This window comes from Amycolatopsis sp. NBC_01488 (assembly GCF_036227105.1).
Classification (GTDB): Bacteria; Actinomycetota; Actinomycetes; order Mycobacteriales; family Pseudonocardiaceae; genus Amycolatopsis.
Genome location: NZ_CP109434.1, coordinates 7,957,719 through 7,977,007, shown reverse-complemented (window position 1 = coordinate 7,977,007; position 19,289 = coordinate 7,957,719). Strand labels below are relative to the sequence as shown.

Annotated in this window: 20 protein-coding genes and 1 riboswitch; of the genes, 12 read left to right on the top strand and 8 right to left on the bottom strand. The window is 71.3% G+C overall.

Annotated elements, in window-relative coordinates; all coding sequences use genetic code 11:
• Positions 1-161 precede the first annotated feature (161 nt).
• From OG738_RS37405 to OG738_RS37375, 7 genes are all read left to right on the top strand, one after another.
• Complete coding sequence (locus tag OG738_RS37405) at positions 162-1,415, top strand: sensor histidine kinase (protein WP_329048105.1); 1,254 nt, start codon at positions 162-164, stop codon at positions 1,413-1,415.
• The gene (locus tag OG738_RS37400; protein WP_285996770.1) at positions 1,412-1,849 is read left to right on the top strand and encodes a roadblock/LC7 domain-containing protein; all 438 of its coding nucleotides are present in this window, start codon (positions 1,412-1,414) and stop codon (positions 1,847-1,849) included. The genes OG738_RS37405 and OG738_RS37400 overlap by 4 nt, the downstream gene beginning before the upstream one ends.
• Positions 1,849-2,247 (top strand): DUF742 domain-containing protein, encoded by a 399-nt coding sequence (locus OG738_RS37395; protein WP_329048103.1) that lies wholly within the window; start codon positions 1,849-1,851, stop codon positions 2,245-2,247. The genes OG738_RS37400 and OG738_RS37395 overlap by 1 nt, the downstream gene beginning before the upstream one ends.
• Positions 2,222-2,842 (top strand): GTP-binding protein, encoded by a 621-nt coding sequence (locus OG738_RS37390; protein WP_329048101.1) that lies wholly within the window; start codon positions 2,222-2,224, stop codon positions 2,840-2,842. The genes OG738_RS37395 and OG738_RS37390 overlap by 26 nt, the downstream gene beginning before the upstream one ends.
• Before the next feature lie 19 nt (positions 2,843-2,861).
• On the top strand, positions 2,862-4,088 hold the full coding sequence (locus OG738_RS37385) for a styrene monooxygenase/indole monooxygenase family protein (RefSeq protein WP_329048099.1): 1,227 nt from the start codon (positions 2,862-2,864) through the stop codon (positions 4,086-4,088).
• A gap of 84 nt (positions 4,089-4,172) precedes the next feature.
• Positions 4,173-5,051, top strand: coding sequence for a non-homologous end joining protein Ku (gene ku, locus OG738_RS37380; protein ID WP_329048098.1), 879 nt, complete (start codon positions 4,173-4,175; stop codon positions 5,049-5,051).
• A 164-nt stretch (positions 5,052-5,215) separates the two neighbouring features.
• On the top strand, positions 5,216-5,374 hold the full coding sequence (locus OG738_RS37375) for a hypothetical protein (protein WP_442875835.1): 159 nt from the start codon (positions 5,216-5,218) through the stop codon (positions 5,372-5,374).
• A gap of 287 nt (positions 5,375-5,661) precedes the next feature.
• On the opposite strand, the gene OG738_RS37370 is transcribed toward OG738_RS37375, so the two are convergent.
• From OG738_RS37370 to OG738_RS37355, 4 genes are all read right to left on the bottom strand, one after another.
• The gene (locus OG738_RS37370) at positions 5,662-5,817 is read right to left on the bottom strand and encodes a hypothetical protein (RefSeq protein WP_329048095.1); all 156 of its coding nucleotides are present in this window, start codon (positions 5,815-5,817) and stop codon (positions 5,662-5,664) included.
• A gap of 121 nt (positions 5,818-5,938) precedes the next feature.
• Entirely contained in the window at positions 5,939-7,399 is a 1,461-nt protein-coding gene (ahcY, locus tag OG738_RS37365; RefSeq protein ID WP_329048094.1) for an adenosylhomocysteinase, read from the bottom strand.
• An 87-nt stretch (positions 7,400-7,486) separates the two neighbouring features.
• A riboswitch (S-adenosyl-L-homocysteine riboswitch) is annotated at positions 7,487-7,560 on the bottom strand.
• 300 nt (positions 7,561-7,860) lie between these two features.
• Positions 7,861-8,439: a hypothetical protein gene (locus OG738_RS37360; RefSeq protein WP_329048092.1), complete on the bottom strand. Its 579-nt coding sequence runs from the start codon at positions 8,437-8,439 to the stop codon at positions 7,861-7,863.
• A 56-nt stretch (positions 8,440-8,495) separates the two neighbouring features.
• A complete protein-coding gene (locus OG738_RS37355) occupies positions 8,496-9,386 on the bottom strand; it encodes an AurF N-oxygenase family protein (RefSeq protein WP_329056951.1) in 891 nt (296 codons plus the stop codon).
• Between the two features lie 87 nt (positions 9,387-9,473).
• Between OG738_RS37355 and OG738_RS37350 the strand changes: the two genes are divergently transcribed.
• On the top strand, positions 9,474-10,133 hold the full coding sequence (locus OG738_RS37350) for a TetR/AcrR family transcriptional regulator (RefSeq protein ID WP_329048090.1): 660 nt from the start codon (positions 9,474-9,476) through the stop codon (positions 10,131-10,133).
• Here the strand turns inward: OG738_RS37350 and OG738_RS37345 are convergent.
• Together OG738_RS37345 and OG738_RS37340 are read right to left on the bottom strand one after the other, a co-directional pair.
• Positions 10,130-11,155, bottom strand: a complete 1,026-nt coding sequence (locus tag OG738_RS37345) for a DNA polymerase IV (protein ID WP_329048089.1) — start codon at positions 11,153-11,155, stop codon at positions 10,130-10,132. The two genes, OG738_RS37350 and OG738_RS37345, sit on opposite strands and share 4 nt — an antisense overlap.
• Positions 11,156-11,169: 14 nt before the next feature.
• Positions 11,170-11,433 carry a DUF3040 domain-containing protein gene (locus OG738_RS37340; protein WP_329048087.1) on the bottom strand — a complete coding sequence of 88 codons (264 nt, stop codon included), beginning with the start codon at positions 11,431-11,433 and terminating at the stop codon, positions 11,170-11,172.
• A 231-nt stretch (positions 11,434-11,664) separates the two neighbouring features.
• Here OG738_RS37340 and OG738_RS37335 point away from each other — a divergent pair, with 231 nt between their 5' ends.
• Both OG738_RS37335 and OG738_RS37330 read left to right on the top strand, forming a co-directional pair.
• Entirely contained in the window at positions 11,665-12,723 is a 1,059-nt protein-coding gene (locus tag OG738_RS37335) for a cobalamin-independent methionine synthase II family protein (RefSeq protein WP_329048085.1), read from the top strand.
• Positions 12,724-12,892: 169 nt separating this feature from the next.
• Positions 12,893-13,498, top strand: a complete 606-nt coding sequence (locus OG738_RS37330; protein WP_329048083.1) for a GTP cyclohydrolase II — start codon at positions 12,893-12,895, stop codon at positions 13,496-13,498.
• Here OG738_RS37330 and OG738_RS37325 read toward each other — a convergent pair.
• Entirely contained in the window at positions 13,495-14,028 is a 534-nt protein-coding gene (locus OG738_RS37325; protein ID WP_329048082.1) for a MarR family winged helix-turn-helix transcriptional regulator, read from the bottom strand. The two genes, OG738_RS37330 and OG738_RS37325, sit on opposite strands and share 4 nt — an antisense overlap.
• Positions 14,029-14,123: 95 nt before the next feature.
• On the opposite strand from OG738_RS37325, the gene OG738_RS37320 reads away from it, so the two are divergent.
• Entirely contained in the window at positions 14,124-15,086 is a 963-nt protein-coding gene (locus OG738_RS37320) for an MBL fold metallo-hydrolase (RefSeq protein WP_329048080.1), read from the top strand.
• Between the two features lie 4 nt (positions 15,087-15,090).
• Positions 15,091-16,584 (top strand): FAD-dependent monooxygenase, encoded by a 1,494-nt coding sequence (locus OG738_RS37315; RefSeq protein ID WP_329048078.1) that lies wholly within the window; start codon positions 15,091-15,093, stop codon positions 16,582-16,584.
• 39 nt (positions 16,585-16,623) lie between these two features.
• On the opposite strand, the gene OG738_RS37310 is transcribed toward OG738_RS37315, so the two are convergent.
• Positions 16,624-18,834 carry a discoidin domain-containing protein gene (locus OG738_RS37310; protein WP_329048076.1) on the bottom strand — a complete coding sequence of 737 codons (2,211 nt, stop codon included), beginning with the start codon at positions 18,832-18,834 and terminating at the stop codon, positions 16,624-16,626.
• Positions 18,835-19,289 lie beyond the last annotated feature (455 nt).

The following is a 19,289-nucleotide window of genomic DNA, read 5'->3' as shown; positions in this document are numbered from 1 at the left end:
TCACCAGGAGCTACGCCCGCGATCCACACTCACGCGGCGCGATCGCGCGGGGACTGGTTGTGGACACGTCACGAGGCTTTCTGCTTGCATGTCGGTCGTCGCCGCCGGGGGTCGGCACAGCGCACCGCGTCCGAACCTGAGCAAGGAAGAAGTGGGACCACATGGCCAGCCGGGCCCGGGAACTCCTGGATCGATCACGCGTCCTGCTGGACCGTTCGCGGGTCGCCGCCGCGCAGTTCCTCACCGCGCCGCCGAAGCACCCCGGGTACGCGCCCGCGGCCGGCCCGGCGCTCGCGCAGCTGACCCCGCCCGTCGCGGTACCGGAGGCGCCCGCGGACGACGCGGTGCTGGCCGAGATCTGCGCCAGCGTCGCCCTGCGTGACCTCAACCTCCTCGACCAGCTCCTCGCGCGGCTCGAAGAGCTGGAGGCGGGGGAGGAGGACCACCACCGCCTCGCCGAGCTCTACCAGCTCGACCACCTCGCGACCCGGCTGCGGCGCAACGCCGAGAACCTGCGCGTCCTGGCCGGCCAGGAGACCGCCGACGACGCCGCCCGCGCGACCTCGGTGCTCGACGTCATGCGCGCGGCGATGTCCTCGATCGACCACTACGCCCGGATCACCATCGGCCGCGTCGTGAACCTCGGCGTCGTCGGCTTCGCCGCCGAGGACCTGGGCCGGGTGCTGGCGGAGCTGTTCGACAACGCCGCCAACCAGTCCTCGCCGAGCTCGCCGGTGCACATCAGCGCGCACCTGACCGAGCAGGGCAGCGTGCTCGTCCGGATCGAGGACGAGGGCATCGGCATCCCCGCCGACCGGATCGACGGCCTGAACGCGCGGCTGGCCGCCGGCGGTGACCTCGACGACGCCGCCGCGCGCCACATGGGCCTCGCGGTGGTCTCCCGGCTCGCCGCCCGCCACGACGTCACCGTGCGGCTGGACCGGCGCAGCCCGCACGGCACGGTGGCCACCGTGCTGCTGCCGACCGGGATCGTCACCGAGCTGGCCGAGAACGCGTGGTCCGGCACCCGGACCGTGACCGCGGAGCCGGTCAAGGCCCCGGCCGGCGAGCCGGCCGGCGTCGGCGGGCTCCCGCGCCGCCGCCCGGGTGCCTTCCCGCGGGAGGAGCCGGTCACGCCGATGCCGCGCAAGCCGAGCCCCCGCCCGCGGCCGGTCGAGCAGACCGGCGGGACCACGGCCAACGGCCTGCCGCGCCGGGTGCCCGGCAGCATCCGCGGTGCGGCGCCCGAACCACCGCCGCCACCGCCGCCCCCGGACCACCACCAGGGCACGCTCGGTGCCGGCCACGACCAGCTGCTCGCCGACCTCGGCGCCTTCGCCGACGGCGAGCGGGCGGCGCTCGCCGAGAACCACCGTTCCCAGCAGGACGAGACGCCCGGAGGAACCGCCTCGTGAGCGCCCCCCACCCGGCCCCGGCGAACTTCGCCTGGCTGCTCGACGACTTCGTGCGCAAGGTCCACGGCGTCAGCCACGCGCTGATCATGAGCGTGGACGGCTTTCCCCTCACCGCGTCCGACTCGGTCGGCGAAGCCGAAGCCGAGCAGCTGGCGGCGATCGCCAGCGGCCTGCTTTCGCTGGCGGGCAACAGCGCGGCGCTGTTCGGGAAGGGCGCCTGCGAGCAGATCATCATCCGGCTCACCCACGGCTACTTCCTGTTCATGGGCATCGGGTCCGGTGCCGGGCTCGCGGTGCTGACCTCGGGCGAGGCGGACATGAAGGTGGTCGCCTACGAGATGACCCAGTTCATCACCAACGCCGGCCACGCGCTCACCCCCGAGGTGCGCGCCGAACTGCGCCAGGTGCTCACCGCGCGCCGGCCCAGGGCGTGATGGGAGTGGCCGACAAGGATGTGATCTCCGTGTCCGAGAAGGACACCCCCTTGCCGCGGCGAAGCCGCCGGATCCGGGCGTACGCGCTCACCGGCGGCCGCACCAGCACCCGCCACCAGCTGCTGGTGGAGACGCTGGTCTCGGTCCCGCGGTACGACCCGGCGCTGAGCGGCACGCTGATGCCCGAGTCGCGCTCGCTCTACGAACGCGCCCGCGCGCGGTGCTCGATCGCCGAGCTGTCGGTCGGGCTGGACCTGCCGCTGGGCGTGGTGCGGGTGCTGATCGGCGACCTCGCCACCCAGGGCGCGGTGTTCGTCCACCCCACGGCGCACGCCTACCACCACGACACCAACGTGCTCGAGAGGATCCTTGATGGGCTCAAGCGGCTCCCCGCCTGAGGGCGATCTGCTGACGATCTCCGCGAAGATCGTCGTCGCCGGGGGCTTCGGTGTCGGCAAGACCACGTTCGTCGGGGCGGTCTCCGAGGTGCCGCCGATGAGCAACGAGGCGTGGATGACCGAGGCGGGCCAAGGCGTCGACGACATCCCGCCGGGCGGCAAGTCGACCACGACCGTCGCGATGGACTTCGGCCGCATCACGCTGCGCCCGGACCTGCTGCTGTACCTGTTCGGCACGCCCGGGCAGGCGCGGTTCTGGTTCCTGTGGGACGACCTGAGCCGCGGCGCGCTCGGCGCGGTCGTGCTGGTCGACACCAGCCGGATCGACGAGTCGTTCGCGGCGATCAACTACTTCGAGAACGACTCGGAGCTGCCGTTCGTCGTGGCGGTCAACCAGTTCGAGGGCAAGCCGGTGCACGACCTCGACGAGGTGCGTGACGCGCTCGCGCTCGACCCGAGCGTCCCGCTGGTCACCTGCGACGCCCGCGACCGGGCGTCGACGATCGCCACCCTGACCGAGCTGGTCGGCCACACGCTGTCGCTCGCCGTGCTGTCCGGCCCGCGAGAGCTGGCCGGCAGCGTCCCGCAGCCCTGAACGAGGAGAGAAGAGCTTCATGCGCAAGGTCCTGATCGTGGGCGCCGGGCAGTCCGGGCTGCAGCTGGCCCTCGGGCTGCTGGCGAAGGACTACGACGTCACGGTGATGTCCGCGCGGACGCCGGAGGAGATCCGGGCCGGGCGCGTGATGTCGACGCAGTGCATGTTCCACGACGCGCTGCAGCACGAGCGGGACCTCGGCATCGACCTGTGGGAAGCCGACACGGTGAACGTCGAGGGACTCGGCGTCTCGGTGGCCGCCCCGGACGGCGGCCGCGCGCTCGATTGGTTCGCCGAGCTGGACCACGTCGCGCAGTCGGTCGACCAGCGGGTGAAGATGGCCGGCTGGCTGGAGCTGTTCGAGGACCGCGGCGGCAAGCTCGTCATCCACGGCGTGATGACGTCCGAACTGGACGCGCTGGCCCGGCTCTACGACCTGGTCATCATCTCGGCCGGCAAGGGCGAGCTGGTCCAGCTGTTCGACCGCGTGCCCGAGCGGTCGCCGTACACGAAGCCGATGCGCGCGCTCTCGCTGGCCTACGCCCACGGCGTGCGCCCGCGGCCGGAGCACCCGGACAAGATGGCGGTGCGGTTCAACATCGTCCCCGGTGTCGGCGAGCTGTTCATGATCCCCGCGTACACGCTGAGCGGGAACTGCGACATCCTCTTCTTCGAAGGCGTCCCCGGCGGCCCGCTGGACTGCTTCGACGACCGCCCGGGCCCGGCCGAGCACTTCGCGCGGATCCTCGACCTGATGAAGCAGTTCGTGCCGTGGGAGTACGACCGCTGCCGCGACGCCGAACTCACCGACGCGAAGGCGACGCTGGCCGGCGGCTACACCCCGGTGGTCCGCAAGCCGGTCGGCACACTGCCGGGCGGGGCGATCGTGCTGGGCATGGCCGACGTCGTCGTCGCGAACGACCCGATCACCGGCCAGGGTTCGAACAACGCGAGCCACTGCGCCGCGACCTACCTGGACGCGATCGTCGAGCGCGGCGACCGGCCGTTCGACGCGGGGTGGATGGACGCGACGTTCGAGCGCTACTGGGAGTACGCCCGGCACGTGACCGAATGGACCAACGCGCTGCTCATGCCGCCGCCCCCGCACGTGCTCCAGATCCTCGGGGTGGCCGGCCAGAACCCCGCCGTGGCGCGCCGGTTCGCGAACGGTTTCACCGATCCGACGGACTTCCAGCACTGGTTCATGGACCCCGCACTCTGGGAGAAGTACCTGGCAGAGGTCTAGATCGCACTGTCGCCGGAGGACGATCCGGGCTACGGTGGTCACGTAGCGTGAAGGCGACCCGGTGGTCTATCGGAGGTGCGTGGCATGCGGGCGATGTGGAAGGGCTCGGTGTCGTTCGGGCTGGTGAGCATCCCGATCCAGCTGTACGCGGCCACCGAGAACAAGAACGTCTCGCTCCGCCAGGTGCACGAGGCCGACGGCGGCCGCATCCAGTACAAGCGGTTCTGCACGATCGACGGCGCCGAGGTGCCCTACGCCGAGATCGCGAAGGGCTACGAGCTGCCCGACGGCGAGATGGTCGTGATCACCGACGCCGAGATGGCCGAGCTGCCGCTGTCCTCGCAGCGCACGATCGACGTCCTGGAGTTCGTGCCGCTCGAGTCGATCGACCCGATCCAGTACGACCGGACGTACTACCTGGAGCCGCAGAAGAACGCGGTGAAGCCGTACGTCGTGCTGCGGGACGCGCTGCACAAGTCGAGCCAGGTGGCGATCGCCAAGGTCGCCGTGCGGCAGCGGGAGAGCATGGCGGTGCTGCGGGTGCACGCCGACGTGCTGGTGATGACGACGATGCTGTGGCCGGACGAGGTTCGCGAGCCCGACTTCCCCTTCCTGCGCGACGACCCGCCGCAGATCCGGCCCCAGGAGCTGACCATGGCCGGGTCGCTGATCGACTCGCTCGCCGAGCCGGTGTTCGAGCCGGAGAAGTACCACGACCACTACCGCGAGGCCCTCGAGGAGATGATCGAGGCCAAGGTGGCGGGGGAGGAGACCACCAAGCCGGCGGCGGTGACCGCGAAGGCCGACGTGGTCGACCTGATGGCGGCGCTGCAGGCCAGCGTGGACGCGGCGAAGAAGTCCCGCGGGGCGAAGTCCACTTCGGAGGAGTCCGCTGAGGACGCGGAGCCGACCGCCGCGAAGAAGAAGCCCGCGGCGCGCAAGCGGGCGCCCAAGTCCGGCTGACCCCGGACGGGTGGTCGCGGCGACACGCCGCCGCCCTTCCGCGTCCGCGTGCTTTCCGGTGGTACCAAGAGGTGCGAGCACACCGGGCACGAACGCGGAAGGGCGGGCCGGTCATGGAGTGCGCTTCTTGTGACGCGGGGATCGATCACTGTCACGGCACCCTGGTGGTGCACCCCGAAGGCGGGTTCGCCGAGTGCACCGATCCGTCCTGCCGGGACGGTGACCGGGTCCGGCACGGGCTGATCGTCGACTGCCAGGCCCTCGGCGCCGGGTGCGCGTGTGCCGCGGCGCCGGGAAAACCGCTGCTGCGCCAAGCTTCCTGAGCCTCCCGCCAGGATCCGCGAAGGCCTTCCCGCCGGCCTCACCGCCGGCCGGGGAGGCCTTCGCGGCGTGAAGAAGGCGTCAACCGCGTAACACGATCGTGTATGCAGATGTGTACACGGGCGTGGCGATGTGCTAACACTAACGGGGTCCTTCGGCTCTCCCTCCCCCTCGGAGCCGGAGGACCCTTATCTTCCGCATCGCTCGCGTGGCGGGAAAAAGAAAGCCGAACGGCCTGGCGCGGCCAGCATTGCTGCTGACGCGCGCCAGGCCGGCGGGGGTCACGGGATCAGTACCAGTGCGCCCGGCCGCCGATCCGGCGGCCGGTGCCGCCGAGGATGGCCAGCGCCACGCCGGCCACGGCCAGCACGATGCCGATGGTGTACAGCACCGGGATACCGACGATGAACCCGATGACCAGTAGAATTACACCGAGGACGATCACTTGACACTCTCCTTCGCACGAGACCCGGCCCGGCTCCGTGCCGTCCGGGCGGATGCGCTCTCGTCGTGAGGATGGCCATTTTCCCGAGCTGCCAAACTGCGGCAAATGGAGCAACTTCGAATCAGTACCGATAGTGGTCGAGCTTGTACGGACCTTCGACGTCCACGCCGATGTATTCCGCCTGGGCCTTCGACAACTTGGTTAGTTTCACACCAAGTGCGTCGAGGTGGAGCCGGGCCACCTTTTCGTCGAGGTGCTTGGGCAGCCGGTGGACGTCGGTGGCGTACTCGCCGGGCTTGGCGAACAGCTCGATCTGCGCGATGGCCTGGTTGGTGAAGGAGTTCGACATCACGAACGACGGGTGGCCGGTCGCGTTGCCGAGGTTCATCAGGCGCCCTTCGGACAGCACGATGATCGCGTGGCCGTCCGGGAACGTCCACTCGTGCACCTGCGGCTTGATCTCCTTCTTGGTGATGCCGGGCCGCTTCGCCAGCCCGGCCATGTCGATCTCGTTGTCGAAGTGCCCGACGTTCGCGACGATCGCGTTGTGCTTCATCCGGCTCATCTGCTCCGCCGAGATGATGCCGAAGTTGCCGGTGGTGGTGATGAAGATGTCGGCCGTCGCGACGACGTCGTCCAGCTCCACCACGTCGAGCCCGTCCATCGCCGCCTGCAGTGCGCAGATCGGGTCGATCTCGGTGACCGCCACCCGGGCGCCCTGCCCGCGCAGCGCCTCGACCGCGCCCTTGCCGACGTCGCCGTAGCCGCAGACGACGACGCGCTTGCCGCCGATCATCACGTCGGTGGCCCGGTTCAGGCCGTCCACCAGGGAGTGCCGGATGCCGTACTTGTTGTCGAACTTGGACTTCGTCACCGAGTCGTTGACGTTCATCGCGGGGAAGAGCAGCTCGCCGTCCTTGGCGAGCTTGTAGAGCCGCTTGACGCCGTTGGTCGTCTCCTCGGTGACGCCGCGGATCTCCTTGGCCATGCGGGTGAAGCGGTCGCCGTCGGCCGCGAGGCTCGCGCGCAGGGTCTCCAGGACGATCCGGTACTCCTCGGGGTCCTCTTCGGACGGTTGCGGCACCGCGCCCGCCGCCTCGAACTCGACTCCCTTGTGGACGAGCAGGGTGGCGTCGCCGCCGTCGTCCAGGATCATGTTCGGCGCCCGGCCGCCGGCGAACGCGAAGAGCCGGTCGGTGCACCACCAGTACTCTTCGAGCGTCTCGCCCTTCCACGCGAACACCGGCGTCCCGGCCGGGGCGTCGAGGGTGCCCTCCGGGCCGACGACGACCGCGGCGGCGGCCTCGTCCTGGGTGGAGAAGATGTTGCAGGACACCCAGCGCACCTCGGCGCCGAGCGCGACCAGGGTCTCGATGAGCACGGCGGTCTGCACGGTCATGTGCAGCGACCCGGCGATCCGGGCGCCCTTCAGCGGCTGCGCGGCGGCGTACTCGCGGCGGATCGCCATCAGGCCGGGCATCTCGTGCTCGGCCAGCCGCAGCTGCGTGCGGCCGGCGTCGGCCAGGGACAGGTCGGCGACGGCGAAGTCGACCCCGTTGCGGCGTGTGAGTTTCTCGCTCATTTCTCTTTCCTGACGGCCGGTTGCGGAACCGCGCGGGAGACGTGAGCGGGAAAGCTCTTGCGTGCCACCAAAAAAGGACACCTCCCGTGCGGGAGGCGCCCTTGGAGTCGGTCCGGGCCGAGCGTGGCGGAAGGAGTTCCGTCGCAGCGCCTCTCGGCCCGGAACCAGGATGGCAAAGCCGCCGGGAAGCTGTCAAGCGAGCGCGCGCGCCAGGAGAACGTCGTCGACGTCCGTGCCGTCGAGGTTGAATTCCGCTCGCAGCAGGACTTCCACGATGAACCCGCAGGCGTCGTAGACGCGGCGGGCGGCGGTGTGGTGACCCAGGACGCGCGCTTCGTCGTCGGCGCGGGCCGTCCGGATGGGTGCTCACGAAACGACCTCGCGCCACGCCTGCTCGACGATCCCGGCCAGCTCCTGGGGGTCGTGGTTGCCCTCGGTGCCCATGCTCCGCACCGTGACGGTCAGTCCCGGCCGGTGCGCTGGCAGTTCAGCACGAACGAGCGGTCCGGGTCCGGGGTGGCGCCGGGCGCGACCGGGTCGTTGTGCAGGAGGCACTGCACGGCACCGACGCGCACCAGCTCGGTACCCGGCTTGGCCTCGCCGAGGGCCTGGACGTCTTCGTAGGGCGCGAACAGCTCCGGCGACGGCGCGCGCACGGCGATCAGCTGCACGGACCGCAGCAACCCCTCGTCCTGGTAGTCCTGGACCACCGCGCCGGCGCCGCCGTAGGCCGCCGACACGCGCGCGGCCGTCTCCTGGTCGGTCTTGCCGACGCGGTCGATCTGGGCCTTGCCGCGCACCGCGTCGACCTTCGCGATCGCGTCCTGGGCCCTGCTGAGCCCGCCCAGGTTCGCCGGCGCGGTCGGGGCCTGCCCGCTCGGCCCGCCGAGCAGGCTCAGCACCAGCCACGGCACGCCGACCAGGACCGCGCCGACGAGGACGCCGATCAGGCCGGTGGCGACGGGCCGGGTCAGTCGCGAGCGCGGCGCGGGCGCCGTCGGCTGCGGCGGTGCGGGTTCGATCGGGAATCCCTCGGTCACCGGGGAATCCTGGCGTAGTCCGGTGCCTCCCGGGAAGGGAATTCTGCCGGGCGGGGTCAGATCAGGTGCGCGCGCCGCCAAATGCCCTCGGACCGGCCGCCGATCAGCCCCGCCTCGCGGAGGAACGGCACGATCTTCTCGGCCATCCAGCGGCGCGTCTCGTGGAAGTGCGGGTTGGCGAGCGCCGCGGCCCGGCCTTCCCGCGCGTCGATCCCGACGCTGCGGTAGATGCGCGGGTCGACCATGCTGTCGATCACGCCGAACGCGACGAGCGCGGTCCGCAGCCGATGCCGCTGCAGCGCCGCCTTCGACAGCTTCGGCGTCTCCCGCAGCACCTCCTCCTTGGCGAACCGGACGTGCCGGGCCTCCTCGACGACGTGGATGCGGTTGACCGAGCGGATCAGCGGCTGGATGCCGTCGTCGTCCATCATCGACCGCTGCAGCCGGTCGGTGGTCTCCTCGGCGACCAGCACGCTGGCGAACATCGACGGCCCGGCGGCGGTCGCGCCGAACACCTTCGCCGCGCGGTGCACGACCTTGGGGACGCCGTAGCGCGGCACGCCGAGCCGTTCGGCGGTGCGGGCGAACATCACCGAGTGCCGGGTTTCGTCGCCGATCTCGGTCATCGCGTACTGCGCGTGCTCGGTGCGCGCGTCAAGGTCGAAGACGTACCGGGCGAGCAGCTGCATCAGCACGATTTCGAACCACAGGCCGACGCTCATGATGCTGGCGATCTCGTGCTTGGACAGCTCGATCCGCTGCTCCGGCGTCAGCTTCGCCCAGAGGTCGGTGCCGTAGAGCGAGACGCGCTCCAGCGGCATGTACGCCTTGCCTTCGGCGAGCGGCGCGGTCCAGTCGATGTCGACGTGCGGGTCGTAGGAGTTCTTCGCGGAGCTCATGAGCAGGCGAGCCGCGGTGACGTCCCGGTCCTGGGCCTCGACGCCCATGGCGACCTCCGGAAGTAGGGGGTACACGCCGTACTAGCTACTTCGGTGACCGTACACCCTCCGGCGGGCCCTGAGTAGGCTTCCGCCGTGACCAAGGTCGACGGGCGGGCGGCGCGCTGGGCGGGCCAGCAGGAGCGGCGGCGTGCCGAGTTCGTCGACGCCGCGCTCGAAGCCATCGCCGAGCACGGCCCGGACGTCTCGACCGAGCAGATCGCCGAGCGCGCCGGCGTCGCGAGGACCCGCCTGTACAAGCACTTCGACGGCGCGGCCGACCTCCAGCGCGCGATCGCCGAGCGCGCGGCCGAGCTGGTGACGGCCGAGCTCCAGCCGCTGTGGCACCCGTCGGGTTCGCCGCGCGAGATGATCGCGGCGGCGATCTCGACGCACCTGCGCTGGCTGACCGAGCACGCCCAGCTGCACCGGTACCTCGTCCGCACGCTGCCGGGCCCGCCGGAGGGCGCCGCGGACGTCCGCGGCACGATCGCCCGCCACCTCAGCGCCCTGTTCACCGGCTACCTGACGGCGTTCGGCCTGGACCCGGCGCCGGGGGACACGATCGCGTTCGGCCTGGTCGGCTACGTCGAGTCGGCGACGACCCGCTGGCTCGACCACCCGGGGACGCTCAGCCTGGACCAGCTGACCGCCCAGCTGAGCGGCACGATCTGGGCGATGCTCGACCACACGCTCCGGGCGGGCGGGGTGGACCTGGACCCGGACCGGCCGTTGCCGCTGCCGGACGGGCTCTAGTCCGCCCTGAGGAACTCCGCCCGTACCCCCAGCAGCCGCACCGCGCGGGTCAGCGTGAACATCGCCAGCACCTCCTGCGCCGCGCGGTCGATCTCGGCCGCGTCCGACGTCGGCTCGGGCAGGGTGATGCTGTGCGTGTGGGTCAGGAACGGCACGAACCGCACTTTCACCGCGACCCGCGCGGCCGGGCGGCCTTCCTCGAGGACGTCCTGCGCCACGCGCTTCGCCAGCGTCGACACCTCCGCGGCCATCTCCGCCGGGTCCGTGAGGTCGCGCTGGAACGTCGTCTCGCGGCTGCGTGAGCGGGCCACGTACGGCGTCGCGCTCACCTCCGCGTCGCTGATGCCGCCGCCGAGCAGGCGCAGCCACGGGCCGGTCTTCGGGCCGAACCGCGCGGCCAGCGCCGCGACGTCCGCGCCGGCGAGGTCCAGGACGGTGTGGATGCCCAGCTCGGCGAGCTTCTTCGTCGTCTTGCCGCCGATGCCCCACAACGCGTCGGTCGGGCGCGCGGCCATCACGTCCCACCAGTTCGCCTGGGTCAGCCGGAAGATCCCGCCCGGCTTGCCGAACCCGGTGGCGAGCTTGGCCCGCAGCTTGTTGTCGCCGATGCCGACCGCGCACGACAGCCCGGTCTCGCGCGCCACCGCCTCCTTGATCGACGTCGCCAGCGCCTCCGGGTCGTCCGTCTCGGCGCCGACGAACGCCTCGTCCCAGCCGAGCACCTCCACCACGACCGGGAACTCCCGCACCGCGGTCATCACGTGCTCGGACACCTCGAGGTAGGCAGGCGGGTCACTGGGCAGGAAGACGGCGTCCGGGCAGCGCTTGGCGGCGATCCGCAGCGGCATGCCGGACCGGATCCCGAACTCGCGGGCTTCGTAGGACGCCGTCGCGACGACGGCGCGTTCGGCCGGGTCGCCGTTGCCGCCGACGACCACGGGCTTCCCGCGCAGCTCCGGTCGGCGGGCGATCTCGACCGCGGCGATGAACTGGTCGAGGTCGACGTGCAGGACCCACTTCACGGGCCCAGTCTGCCTCAGATGCGGTGCCGCGCCACGTGGGTCCAGACCGTGCCGGTCAGGGCGAGGATCCCGCAGAGCGTGACGCCGGGATCGGGCAGGACCAGCCCGAGGACCAGCAGGGTCACGGCGACGACGTCGACGGCGATCAGGAAGGCGCTGCGGAGCGCGCGCGACTTCGGGCGCTTGCCGTCGCGCAGGGCGGTGGCTAGGTCGGGATCACTGAGCTCGAGGTTCCGCTCGATCTTCTCCAGCTCGGTGCGATCGTGGTGACTGAGCATCGGGGTACTCCTTCGGCGCCGAACCCGCCGTCATCGCCAGAGCGAATACCCAATAGTCCTCCTGGTTAACCGCCGAATGCCTGCTCAATTCGTGCTTTTTGCTGCGCCGACCGGGTGATCCGCGCTCCGTGACCGGTCCCGATCACGCTACGTTCGCCAGGCACGAGGCCGGTCAGGCCGGCTTCGCGCCGGGTCGAGGCCGGTCAGGACCGTCAAGCAGCGGAGGACGCCATGACCCTGCCCACCGAACCGATCGGCAGCATCCCGCGCCCGGACTACCTGATCGAGGGGCTCGGCGCGTTCGCCGCCGGACGGATCGAGGCCGCCGCGCTCGCCGAGCTGGAGAGCCGGGCGCTGGCCGACACGCTCAGGCGGTTCGAAGAGACCGGCTCGCCGGTCGTGTCCGACGGCGAACAGGGCAAGCCGAGCTTCGCGACGTACCCGCTGGCCGGGCTGACCGCGCTGGCGCCGGACGGCGTCGTCATCCCGTTCGCCGACGGGCACACCCGGCAGCTGCCGCGGCTGACCGCCGGCCCGTTCCGGTACGCGACGCACGCCGACGAGTACCTGACGCGGGCGAAGACACTCACCGACAAACCGGTCAAGCAGGCGGCGATCGCCGCGTCGGCGATCTCGCTGATCTACCCGGGCGACGGCATCGAGGGGTACCCGCGGGAGCAGTTCGTCGCCGACCTGGTGAACGAGGCCGAAGCGGACATCCGGCGCAGCCTCGACGCCGGGGCGCACGCCGTCCAGATCGACTTCACCGAGGGACGGCTGTCGCTGAAGCTCGACCCGTCCGGCGGGCTGCTGCGGCAGTTCGTCGACCTCAACAACGCGGTGCTGGAGCGGTTCACGGCGCAGGAGCGCGCGAAGATCGGCGTCCACACCTGCCCCGGCGGCGACCAGGACTCGGTGCACAGCCTCGACGTCGACTACGCGGGCCTGCTGCCGGCGTTGTTCTCGCTCGACGCGGGGAACTTCTACGTCCAGCTGGCGAGCGAGGCCGAGCCAGCCGCCGCACTGGAGGTGATCCGGGACAACCTGCGGGCCGGCCAGCGGATCTTCGTCGGCGTGATCGACCCGATCGACCCGCGGGTGGAGACGGCCGAGGAGGTCCGCGACCGCGTGCTGGCGGCGGCGAAGTACCTGCCGGCCGACCGCCTCGGCACCTGCGACGACTGCGGGTTCTCCCCGTTCGCCGACGACACGTCGACCTCGCGCGACATCGCGTTCGCGAAGATCCGGGCGCGCGTCGAGGGAACTTCGCTGGCGGCCGATCGGCTCTGACGGTCCCTGAGGGCTCGCTTCGGCGGGCCCTCAGCGGGCTCTTCCTCCCTCGATCGGGAAGATCCCGCGAGCCGGCGGTGTTGGCCCCAGTGATGTTCCGCGCGATCTTGATGTTCGAATTTGAACTTCCGGTAGGGTCGATCACGTGGGCGATCCGAGGGGAGCAGGCATGACGGCCGAGGTGCGGACGCGGGTGCGGATCCCGCTGCGGCTCGACGGCGGGATCGCGGTCGACGCCGAAGCCGTCACCTTCCGGGGGCTGGCCGACGGGGGTGAGCACCTCGCTTTCGTGCTCGGCACACCCGGGGCCGTGCCGCTGGTGCGGCCGCACTCCGAATGCCTCACCGGGGACGTCTTCGGGTCCGCGCGCTGCGACTGCGGGCCGCAGCTGGCCGAGGCCGTCGAACGGATCTCCGCGGCCGGCGGCTACCTGCTCTACCTGCGTCAGGAAGGCCGGGGGATCGGCCTCTACAACAAGCTCGACGCCTACGCGCTGCAAGACCAAGGCCTCGACACCTACGCCGCCAACGCCGCGCTCGGGCTGCCCGAGGATGCCCGCGACTACACGGTCGCCGCGCAGATGCTGCAGGCGCTCGGCGTCGCAGAAATCGGTCTGCTGTCGAACAATCCCGACAAAGCCGCGCAGCTCGAGGCCGCCGGGATCGCGGTGCGCGAGCGCGTGCCGACCGGGGTCTTCGCCACCGAGAACAACGTCCGGTACCTGCGTGCGAAGGCCGAGCAGACCGGGCACACCCTGCCCGGGCTGGCCAGCTAAGCCAGCCGCTGCGCCGCCGCGGCGGCCGGGCTCGTCGTCAGCTTCTCCAGCAGTCCGATGAGGACCGTCTGCTCGGACGCCGTCAGCGACGCCGCCCACGCCTGCTCGCGCGCGTTGTGCGCCTGGTAGGCGTCCGTCACCGACGTGTGGCCGGCCTCCGTCAGCGCGAGCCGGACGGCCCGTCGGTCGCGAGGGACCTGCGTGCGCGTCACCAGGCCGTCCCGCTCCAGGGTCTTGACCAGCGCCGACACCGCCGCGCGGCTCATCCCGGCCAGGCGCGCCGCGTGGCGGGATTCCAGCGGGCCGGCCAGCCACAGCACGAACAGCACCCGGAACCCGCCCCAGCTCAGCCCGCGCGGCCGGTGCACCGTCGACTCCCAGTCGTAGACCAGCGCGCCCGCCAGCCGGTGCAGCGTGAGGCCGAGGCGCATCGCGACGGGGTCGGTGTCCGGCAGCTCCGCCTTCGTCTTCCCGATCGCGTAGTCGACGAACGAAAGGTAGTCGAGGTCTTCGGCCGGTCGGTCGGTCATGCGGCCCAGATTAGGCGCAAGGGTTCCGCGCGCCGCCGTGGCGGGCTACTGTGACCGGCGAGATAGTCAAACCTTTGATCAAAGGAGCGCTCGCCGTGACGAAGAAAGCGTTCGCCTCTTCGGCCGACCTGGCGGAGAAAGCGCAGACCCTCGAAGTCCTGGACGACGGCGTCTACGCGCTGACCGCGGAGGGCGACCCCAACATCGGCGCCATCGAAGGCGAGGACTTCCTCGTCTGCTTCGAAGCGCTGGCCACCCCGGTCGCGGCGGGCGAGTGGCTCGCGAAACTGCGTGAGCACACCGACAAACCCGTGCGGTACCTGGTGTTGAGCCACTACCACGCGGTGCGCGTGCTGGGCGCGTCCGCGTTCGACGCCGACGTGATCGTCGCGCACGAGAACACCCGGGCGCTGGTCGCCGAGCGCGGCAAGGAGGACTGGGAAAGCGAGTTCGGCCGGATGCCGCGGCTGGCGAAGGCCGCGGACTCGGTGCCCGGCCTGACCTGGCCGACGCTGACCTTCTCCGACCGGCTCACCATCGACCTCGGCGGCGACCGCGGCGACCTGGTCCTGCAGTACTGCGGGCGCGGCCACACCGAAGGCGACATCGTGGCGTGGTTGCCACGCCAGAAGATCCTGTACGCGGGCGACCTCGTGGAGGCCGAGGCCGCGCTCTACACCGGTGACGCGTTCCACCGCGAGTGGGCGTCGTCCACTTTGGACCGAGTCGGTGCGTTCGGCGCCGAGACGCTGATCGGCGGCCGCGGCGGGGTCAGCCGTGGGGCGGAGGCCGTCCAGGCCGCCATCGCGCAGACCCGGCACTTCCTGGACGCGATGATCCGCGAGGTCGGCGCGGTCCGCGACGCCGGCGGCACGCTCAAGGAAGCCTTCGAAAACACCCACGCGGCCCTCGCCGGCCAGTACGGCCAGTGGCCGATCTTCGAGCACTGCCTGCCCTTCGACGTCTCGAGGCTGTGGGACGAGCTCGGCGGCGTCGAACGGCCGGTGATCTGGACCGCCGAACGCGACCGCGAAGTCTGGGACCAGCTCCAAGGCTAGCTCGATGACCGTCGCCGTCCTCGGCAGCGGCCCGGTCGGCCAGACGGCCGCGCTGCTGCTCGCGCGCTGGGGCGTACCCGTGGTGCTCGTCGACGAGCACGAGGTGCGCGACCCCGTGGGGTCCAAGGCCATCTGCCAGCAACGGGACACGTTGGACGTCTGGGCGTCGCTCGGGGCGGGCTGCCTCGCCGAGGAGGGCCTCACCTGGACGATCGCGCGGACGTTCCACCGCGACACCGAGCTGTTCTCGCTGAAGCTGCCCGACGGCGGCTCGGCCCTGCCGCCGTTCGTCAACCTCTCGCAAGCCCGCGTCGAGGAAGTGCTGGACGAGCTGATCGCCGGGCAGCCGCTGATCGACGTCCGCCGCGGCCACCGCGTCACCGGGCTGATCCAGCCCGGCCGGGTGGTGGTCGAGTGCGAGACCGCGGGCGGGACGCGCCGGATCGAGGCCGACTACGCCATCGCCTGCACCGGGGCGCGCGGCGACGTCGTGCGGCGGGAGCTCGGGCAGCGTCTGGCCGGGGTGTCCTTCCGGGACCTGTTCCTGATCTGCGACATCCGCGCCGACCTGCCGGGCTGGGCCGCCGAACGGCGGTTCTACTTCGACCCGCCGTGGAACCCCGGGCGGCAAGTGCTGATCCACCCGTGCCCGGACTCGGAGTTCCGCATCGACTGGCAGGTCCCCGAGGACTACGACCTCGCGGCCGAGGAGACGGGCGGGGCCCTCGACCACCGGATCCGCGCGATCATCGGCTCGGTGCCCTACGAAGTCGTGTGGCGATCGGTATACCGCTTCCACACGCGCCTGGTCCCGCGGATGCGGGTCGGCCGGGTGCTGCTCGCCGGGGACTGCGCGCACCTCGTCGCGCCGTTCGGGGCGCGCGGCCTCAACTCCGGGGTGGCCGACGCGGAAAACGCGGCGTGGAAGCTGGCCTGGGTCCTGCGCGGGGACGCGGGGGAGGAACTGCTGGAGAGCTACCACAGCGAGCGGCACGCGGCGGCGGTGGAGAACGCGGCCGTCACCACGGCCACGATGGACTTCCTGGTGCCCCAGGACGACGGTCAGCGGGCGCGCCGCCTGGACGTCCTCACGCGCGCGGCGCACGATCCGGCCGCGTGCGAGCAGGTGGATTCGGGGCGTCTGGCCGAGCCTTACTGGTACCCGGATTCGCCCTTGACGACGCCGGACCCGTCGCGTCCGTTCGCCGGACGGCCGCCACGCGGAGCGTTGCCCCCGCCGGGGCCGGGGGTGCTGCTGCCGGACGTCACCGTCGCGAGTGGACGGTTGCGCGACCTGGCCCGGCAGGGGTTCCTGCTGCTGACGACGCCGGGGGTCGCCGCCGCCGGGCTGCGTTCGGCGGAGATCCCGGTAGGTGGCGCGCTGGGTGCGCGTCCGGGCGAAGCCTGGCTGGTCCGCCCGGACGCGCACGTCGCCGCGGTGCTGCAGGACCCGGCCGAGGCAAGCCGGGCCCTGCAGCGGTGCCGGGGTCGTGAGTGAGAAACCGGGTTAGCACCCTGTTTCTCACTCACGACCGGGTCACGGGTAGCTGACCAGCGGGCTCACCTGGTGGGCCGTGTTCGCCGGGTCACCGGTGTCGTTGATGACGTGGGCGATCGTGCCCACGCCGCCGAGCGACACCGAGACCAGGTCGTGGAACCGGACCCCGCCGTTGTTCGGCACTTCGAAGGAGTGACTGGCCACAATGGACGGATTCGTGTTGAAGAAGCAGTAGCTGCCCAGGCCCCAGCCTTCGTGGCTGGTCACCGAGTCGGCCACCTTGTACGCCGCCCAGCCCTGCCGGCCGCCGCCGCTGGACCAGGACGCCTGGTCCGGCGGGTCGTACGGCATCTCGTTCTGGAAGAAGTACGTCCGCCCGCCGTTGCCGTTCCAGAGCACCTCGTACTGCTGGTAGTGCTCGACGAACAGGCCGTACATCGTCACGTTCGCGCCGTTGACCACCAGGCCGTTCGCCGCGGTGTTGACGTTCCAGCCGACGCCGTTCGAGTGGTCGCCGCGCCACAGCCACATGTGGTCGCCGATGACGTTGTTCGAGTTGACCACCAGTGTCTGCGTGGCCTTCCCGACGGCCGCGCCGCCGATCCGGAAGAACACGTCGTGCAGCGACGCCGGGTCGGCCGCGTGGTTCGCGGCCGAGCCGGGCTGCCCGATCTGCACCAGCACCGGCGAGTTCACCGCGCCCGCGTCGATCAGCAGGCCGGCGATGTTCACGCCGTCCACATCGGACGTCGTGATCGCCGCGGTGCCGTTGGTGGGCATCAGCGTCGCCAGGCCGAGGCCGAGCACCACGGTGTCCGGGCGCGTCACGTTCAGCGCCTGGTCGAGGTGGTACACGCCCGGTGTCACGAGCAGGTTCTTGCCCGCGGCCAGTGCGGCGTTGAGCGTCGCGGCCGAGTCGGACGGGTGCGCGACGTAGAACTCGCTGAGCGAGATCGACTGCCCGGCCGGCGCGCCGTGGCCCCAGCTGGTGCCGACGGAGTTCTGCCGCAGTGCCGGGACGAACACGTTGTAGCTGCCCGAGCCGTCGACGTAGAGGAACGGCTTTTCGCGGATCACCGGCGTCTGGCCGACGACCGTCTCGGGCGGATTCGGGAACGACGCCGGCGGGGTGCCGGTCGAGCCGACGAACACCATGTTCCAGACACCGCCCTGCCAGCCGCCCAGCTCGCTGTTGCGGGTCAGGAACTGCTGCTGCGAACCGGAAACGGCGACACCGTCGATCTTGCTGTCGGCGATCAGGCCGCCGCTGGCCCAGCCGTCACCGCCGTTCCACAGCTGGATCTGGCTGCCCTTGAGGTGCATCCGGCGGTAGGGCGCGGCCTGCGCGACGGCCCAGCGCTCGACCTGCCCGGCCGGGAGCGTCACCGACAGGTTCTCGGCGGAGCGCCAGAAGTTCTGCGTCGCGTTGCCCTTGTTGTTCGGGTCGTTGCCTTGCTGCAACCAGTCCGCTTCGACGCGGACGTGGCCGTTGAGGTTGACGTCGTCGGGGGAGAGGCCCAGGCCCGCCACCTGCTCGTAGAAGCCGAGGTTGACGTCGGCGGTGTAGGTCCCGGGCTTGAAGAGGACGGCGTAGCGCTCGTTGCCGAACTGGTTGGTGTGCTGCTGGTCGGCGATCTGCGTCAGCCGGCCCTGGATCGTCGCGGCCGGGGTCGACGGGTCGAACACCGACACGTTGGGCCCGAGGTCCGGGTTGCGCGGGTCGGTCGGCGGGATGGTCCCGCCGCCGGTGCCGTGCACGGCGACCTCCCAGAGGGAGTAGCCGTAGCCGGTCGCCCGCTGGGTGCCGTAGATCCGCAGGTAGCGGGCGGTGCCGGTGACGGACACGGTCTGCGTGCCGCCGGCGCCGGTGGTGGTCGAGTAGGCCGTGCTCCAGGTGTTCGCGTCCGCGGACAGCTGGACGGAGAACGCTTTCGCGTACGCGGTTTCCCAGCTGAGCACCACGTCGCAGAGCTGCTGCGCGGAGCCCAGGTCGACCTGCAGCCACTGCGGGTCGCTGAACGCGCTGGACCAGCGCGTCCCGGAGTTGCCGTCGACCGCGGCGGACGCGGGCGTCCCGCCGTTCTCGGTCGAGGACGCGGTCGCGGGGTGGCCCTGCGCGAGGTTCGCCGTCCCGCACGCGGCGGCCTGGGCCGGTGCGGAGCCGACCACCACCGCGGTCGTGATCGCGGTGACGAGGGTGGTCGCGAGGACGAGGAGGCGGTGCACCGGGGAGAACGTCGTTGATCTCATCTGCCTGCCTGCTGATCGGGGGGAAACACGAGAAACGACCGCGCGGCGGCGCCGGGCGGCGGCGGACCGGGCGAGCCCCACAGCTCGCGCCGGCGTCGGGTGGTGCGACGGTCCGCGGCCGCCTCACCCGCTCGGCGCCGTGAGCCGGAGGAGCGGCGGCGAGGGGAGTGACGGCGCGAACCGGTCAGCCCGAAGAGGTGCGTGTCGCGGCGGAACGATCCCGGGTGGCGGTCACGGAACCGGTTCCGACCGGCGGCTCGCAGTTAACAGCGCGTGCGTCGGCGTAGTCAAGCGTCCGGCGCGGATTCGTTCTCCCGGACCAGTCCGCGGCGTGGTCCGCGACCGTCCGGCGCAACGGCGTTGACATTTTACGGCTCTTTATTTATATCCTGAACTAAGAGCGTGCCGTCGGACGGGACCCACACCCGCGCCGCGGGCCACGTGAGCCGATCCGC

Excerpts from the sequence above, each read along its gene's own strand:
- OG738_RS37405 (WP_329048105.1), top strand. The coding sequence starts at position 162 with ATGGCCAGCCGGGCCCGGGAACTCCTGGATCGATCACGCGTCCTGCTG.
- OG738_RS37330 (WP_329048083.1), top strand. The coding sequence starts at position 12,893 with ATGACGGCCGAGGTGCGGACGCGGGTGCGGATCCCGCTGCGGCTCGAC.
- OG738_RS37340 (WP_329048087.1), bottom strand. The coding sequence starts at position 11,433 with ATGCTCAGTCACCACGATCGCACCGAGCTGGAGAAGATCGAGCGGAAC.
- OG738_RS37315 (WP_329048078.1), top strand. The coding sequence starts at position 15,091 with ATGACCGTCGCCGTCCTCGGCAGCGGCCCGGTCGGCCAGACGGCCGCG.
- OG738_RS37385 (WP_329048099.1), top strand. The coding sequence starts at position 2,862 with ATGCGCAAGGTCCTGATCGTGGGCGCCGGGCAGTCCGGGCTGCAGCTG.
- OG738_RS37335 (WP_329048085.1), top strand. The coding sequence starts at position 11,665 with ATGACCCTGCCCACCGAACCGATCGGCAGCATCCCGCGCCCGGACTAC.
- OG738_RS37355 (WP_329056951.1), bottom strand. The coding sequence starts at position 9,386 with ATGGGCGTCGAGGCCCAGGACCGGGACGTCACCGCGGCTCGCCTGCTC.
- ahcY (WP_329048094.1), bottom strand. The coding sequence starts at position 7,399 with ATGAGCGAGAAACTCACACGCCGCAACGGGGTCGACTTCGCCGTCGCC.
- ku (WP_329048098.1), top strand. The coding sequence starts at position 4,173 with ATGCGGGCGATGTGGAAGGGCTCGGTGTCGTTCGGGCTGGTGAGCATC.
- OG738_RS37310 (WP_329048076.1), bottom strand. The coding sequence starts at position 18,834 with ATGAGATCAACGACGTTCTCCCCGGTGCACCGCCTCCTCGTCCTCGCG.
- OG738_RS37395 (WP_329048103.1), top strand. The coding sequence starts at position 1,849 with ATGGGAGTGGCCGACAAGGATGTGATCTCCGTGTCCGAGAAGGACACC.
- OG738_RS37390 (WP_329048101.1), top strand. The coding sequence starts at position 2,222 with ATGGGCTCAAGCGGCTCCCCGCCTGAGGGCGATCTGCTGACGATCTCC.
- OG738_RS37325 (WP_329048082.1), bottom strand. The coding sequence starts at position 14,028 with ATGACCGACCGACCGGCCGAAGACCTCGACTACCTTTCGTTCGTCGAC.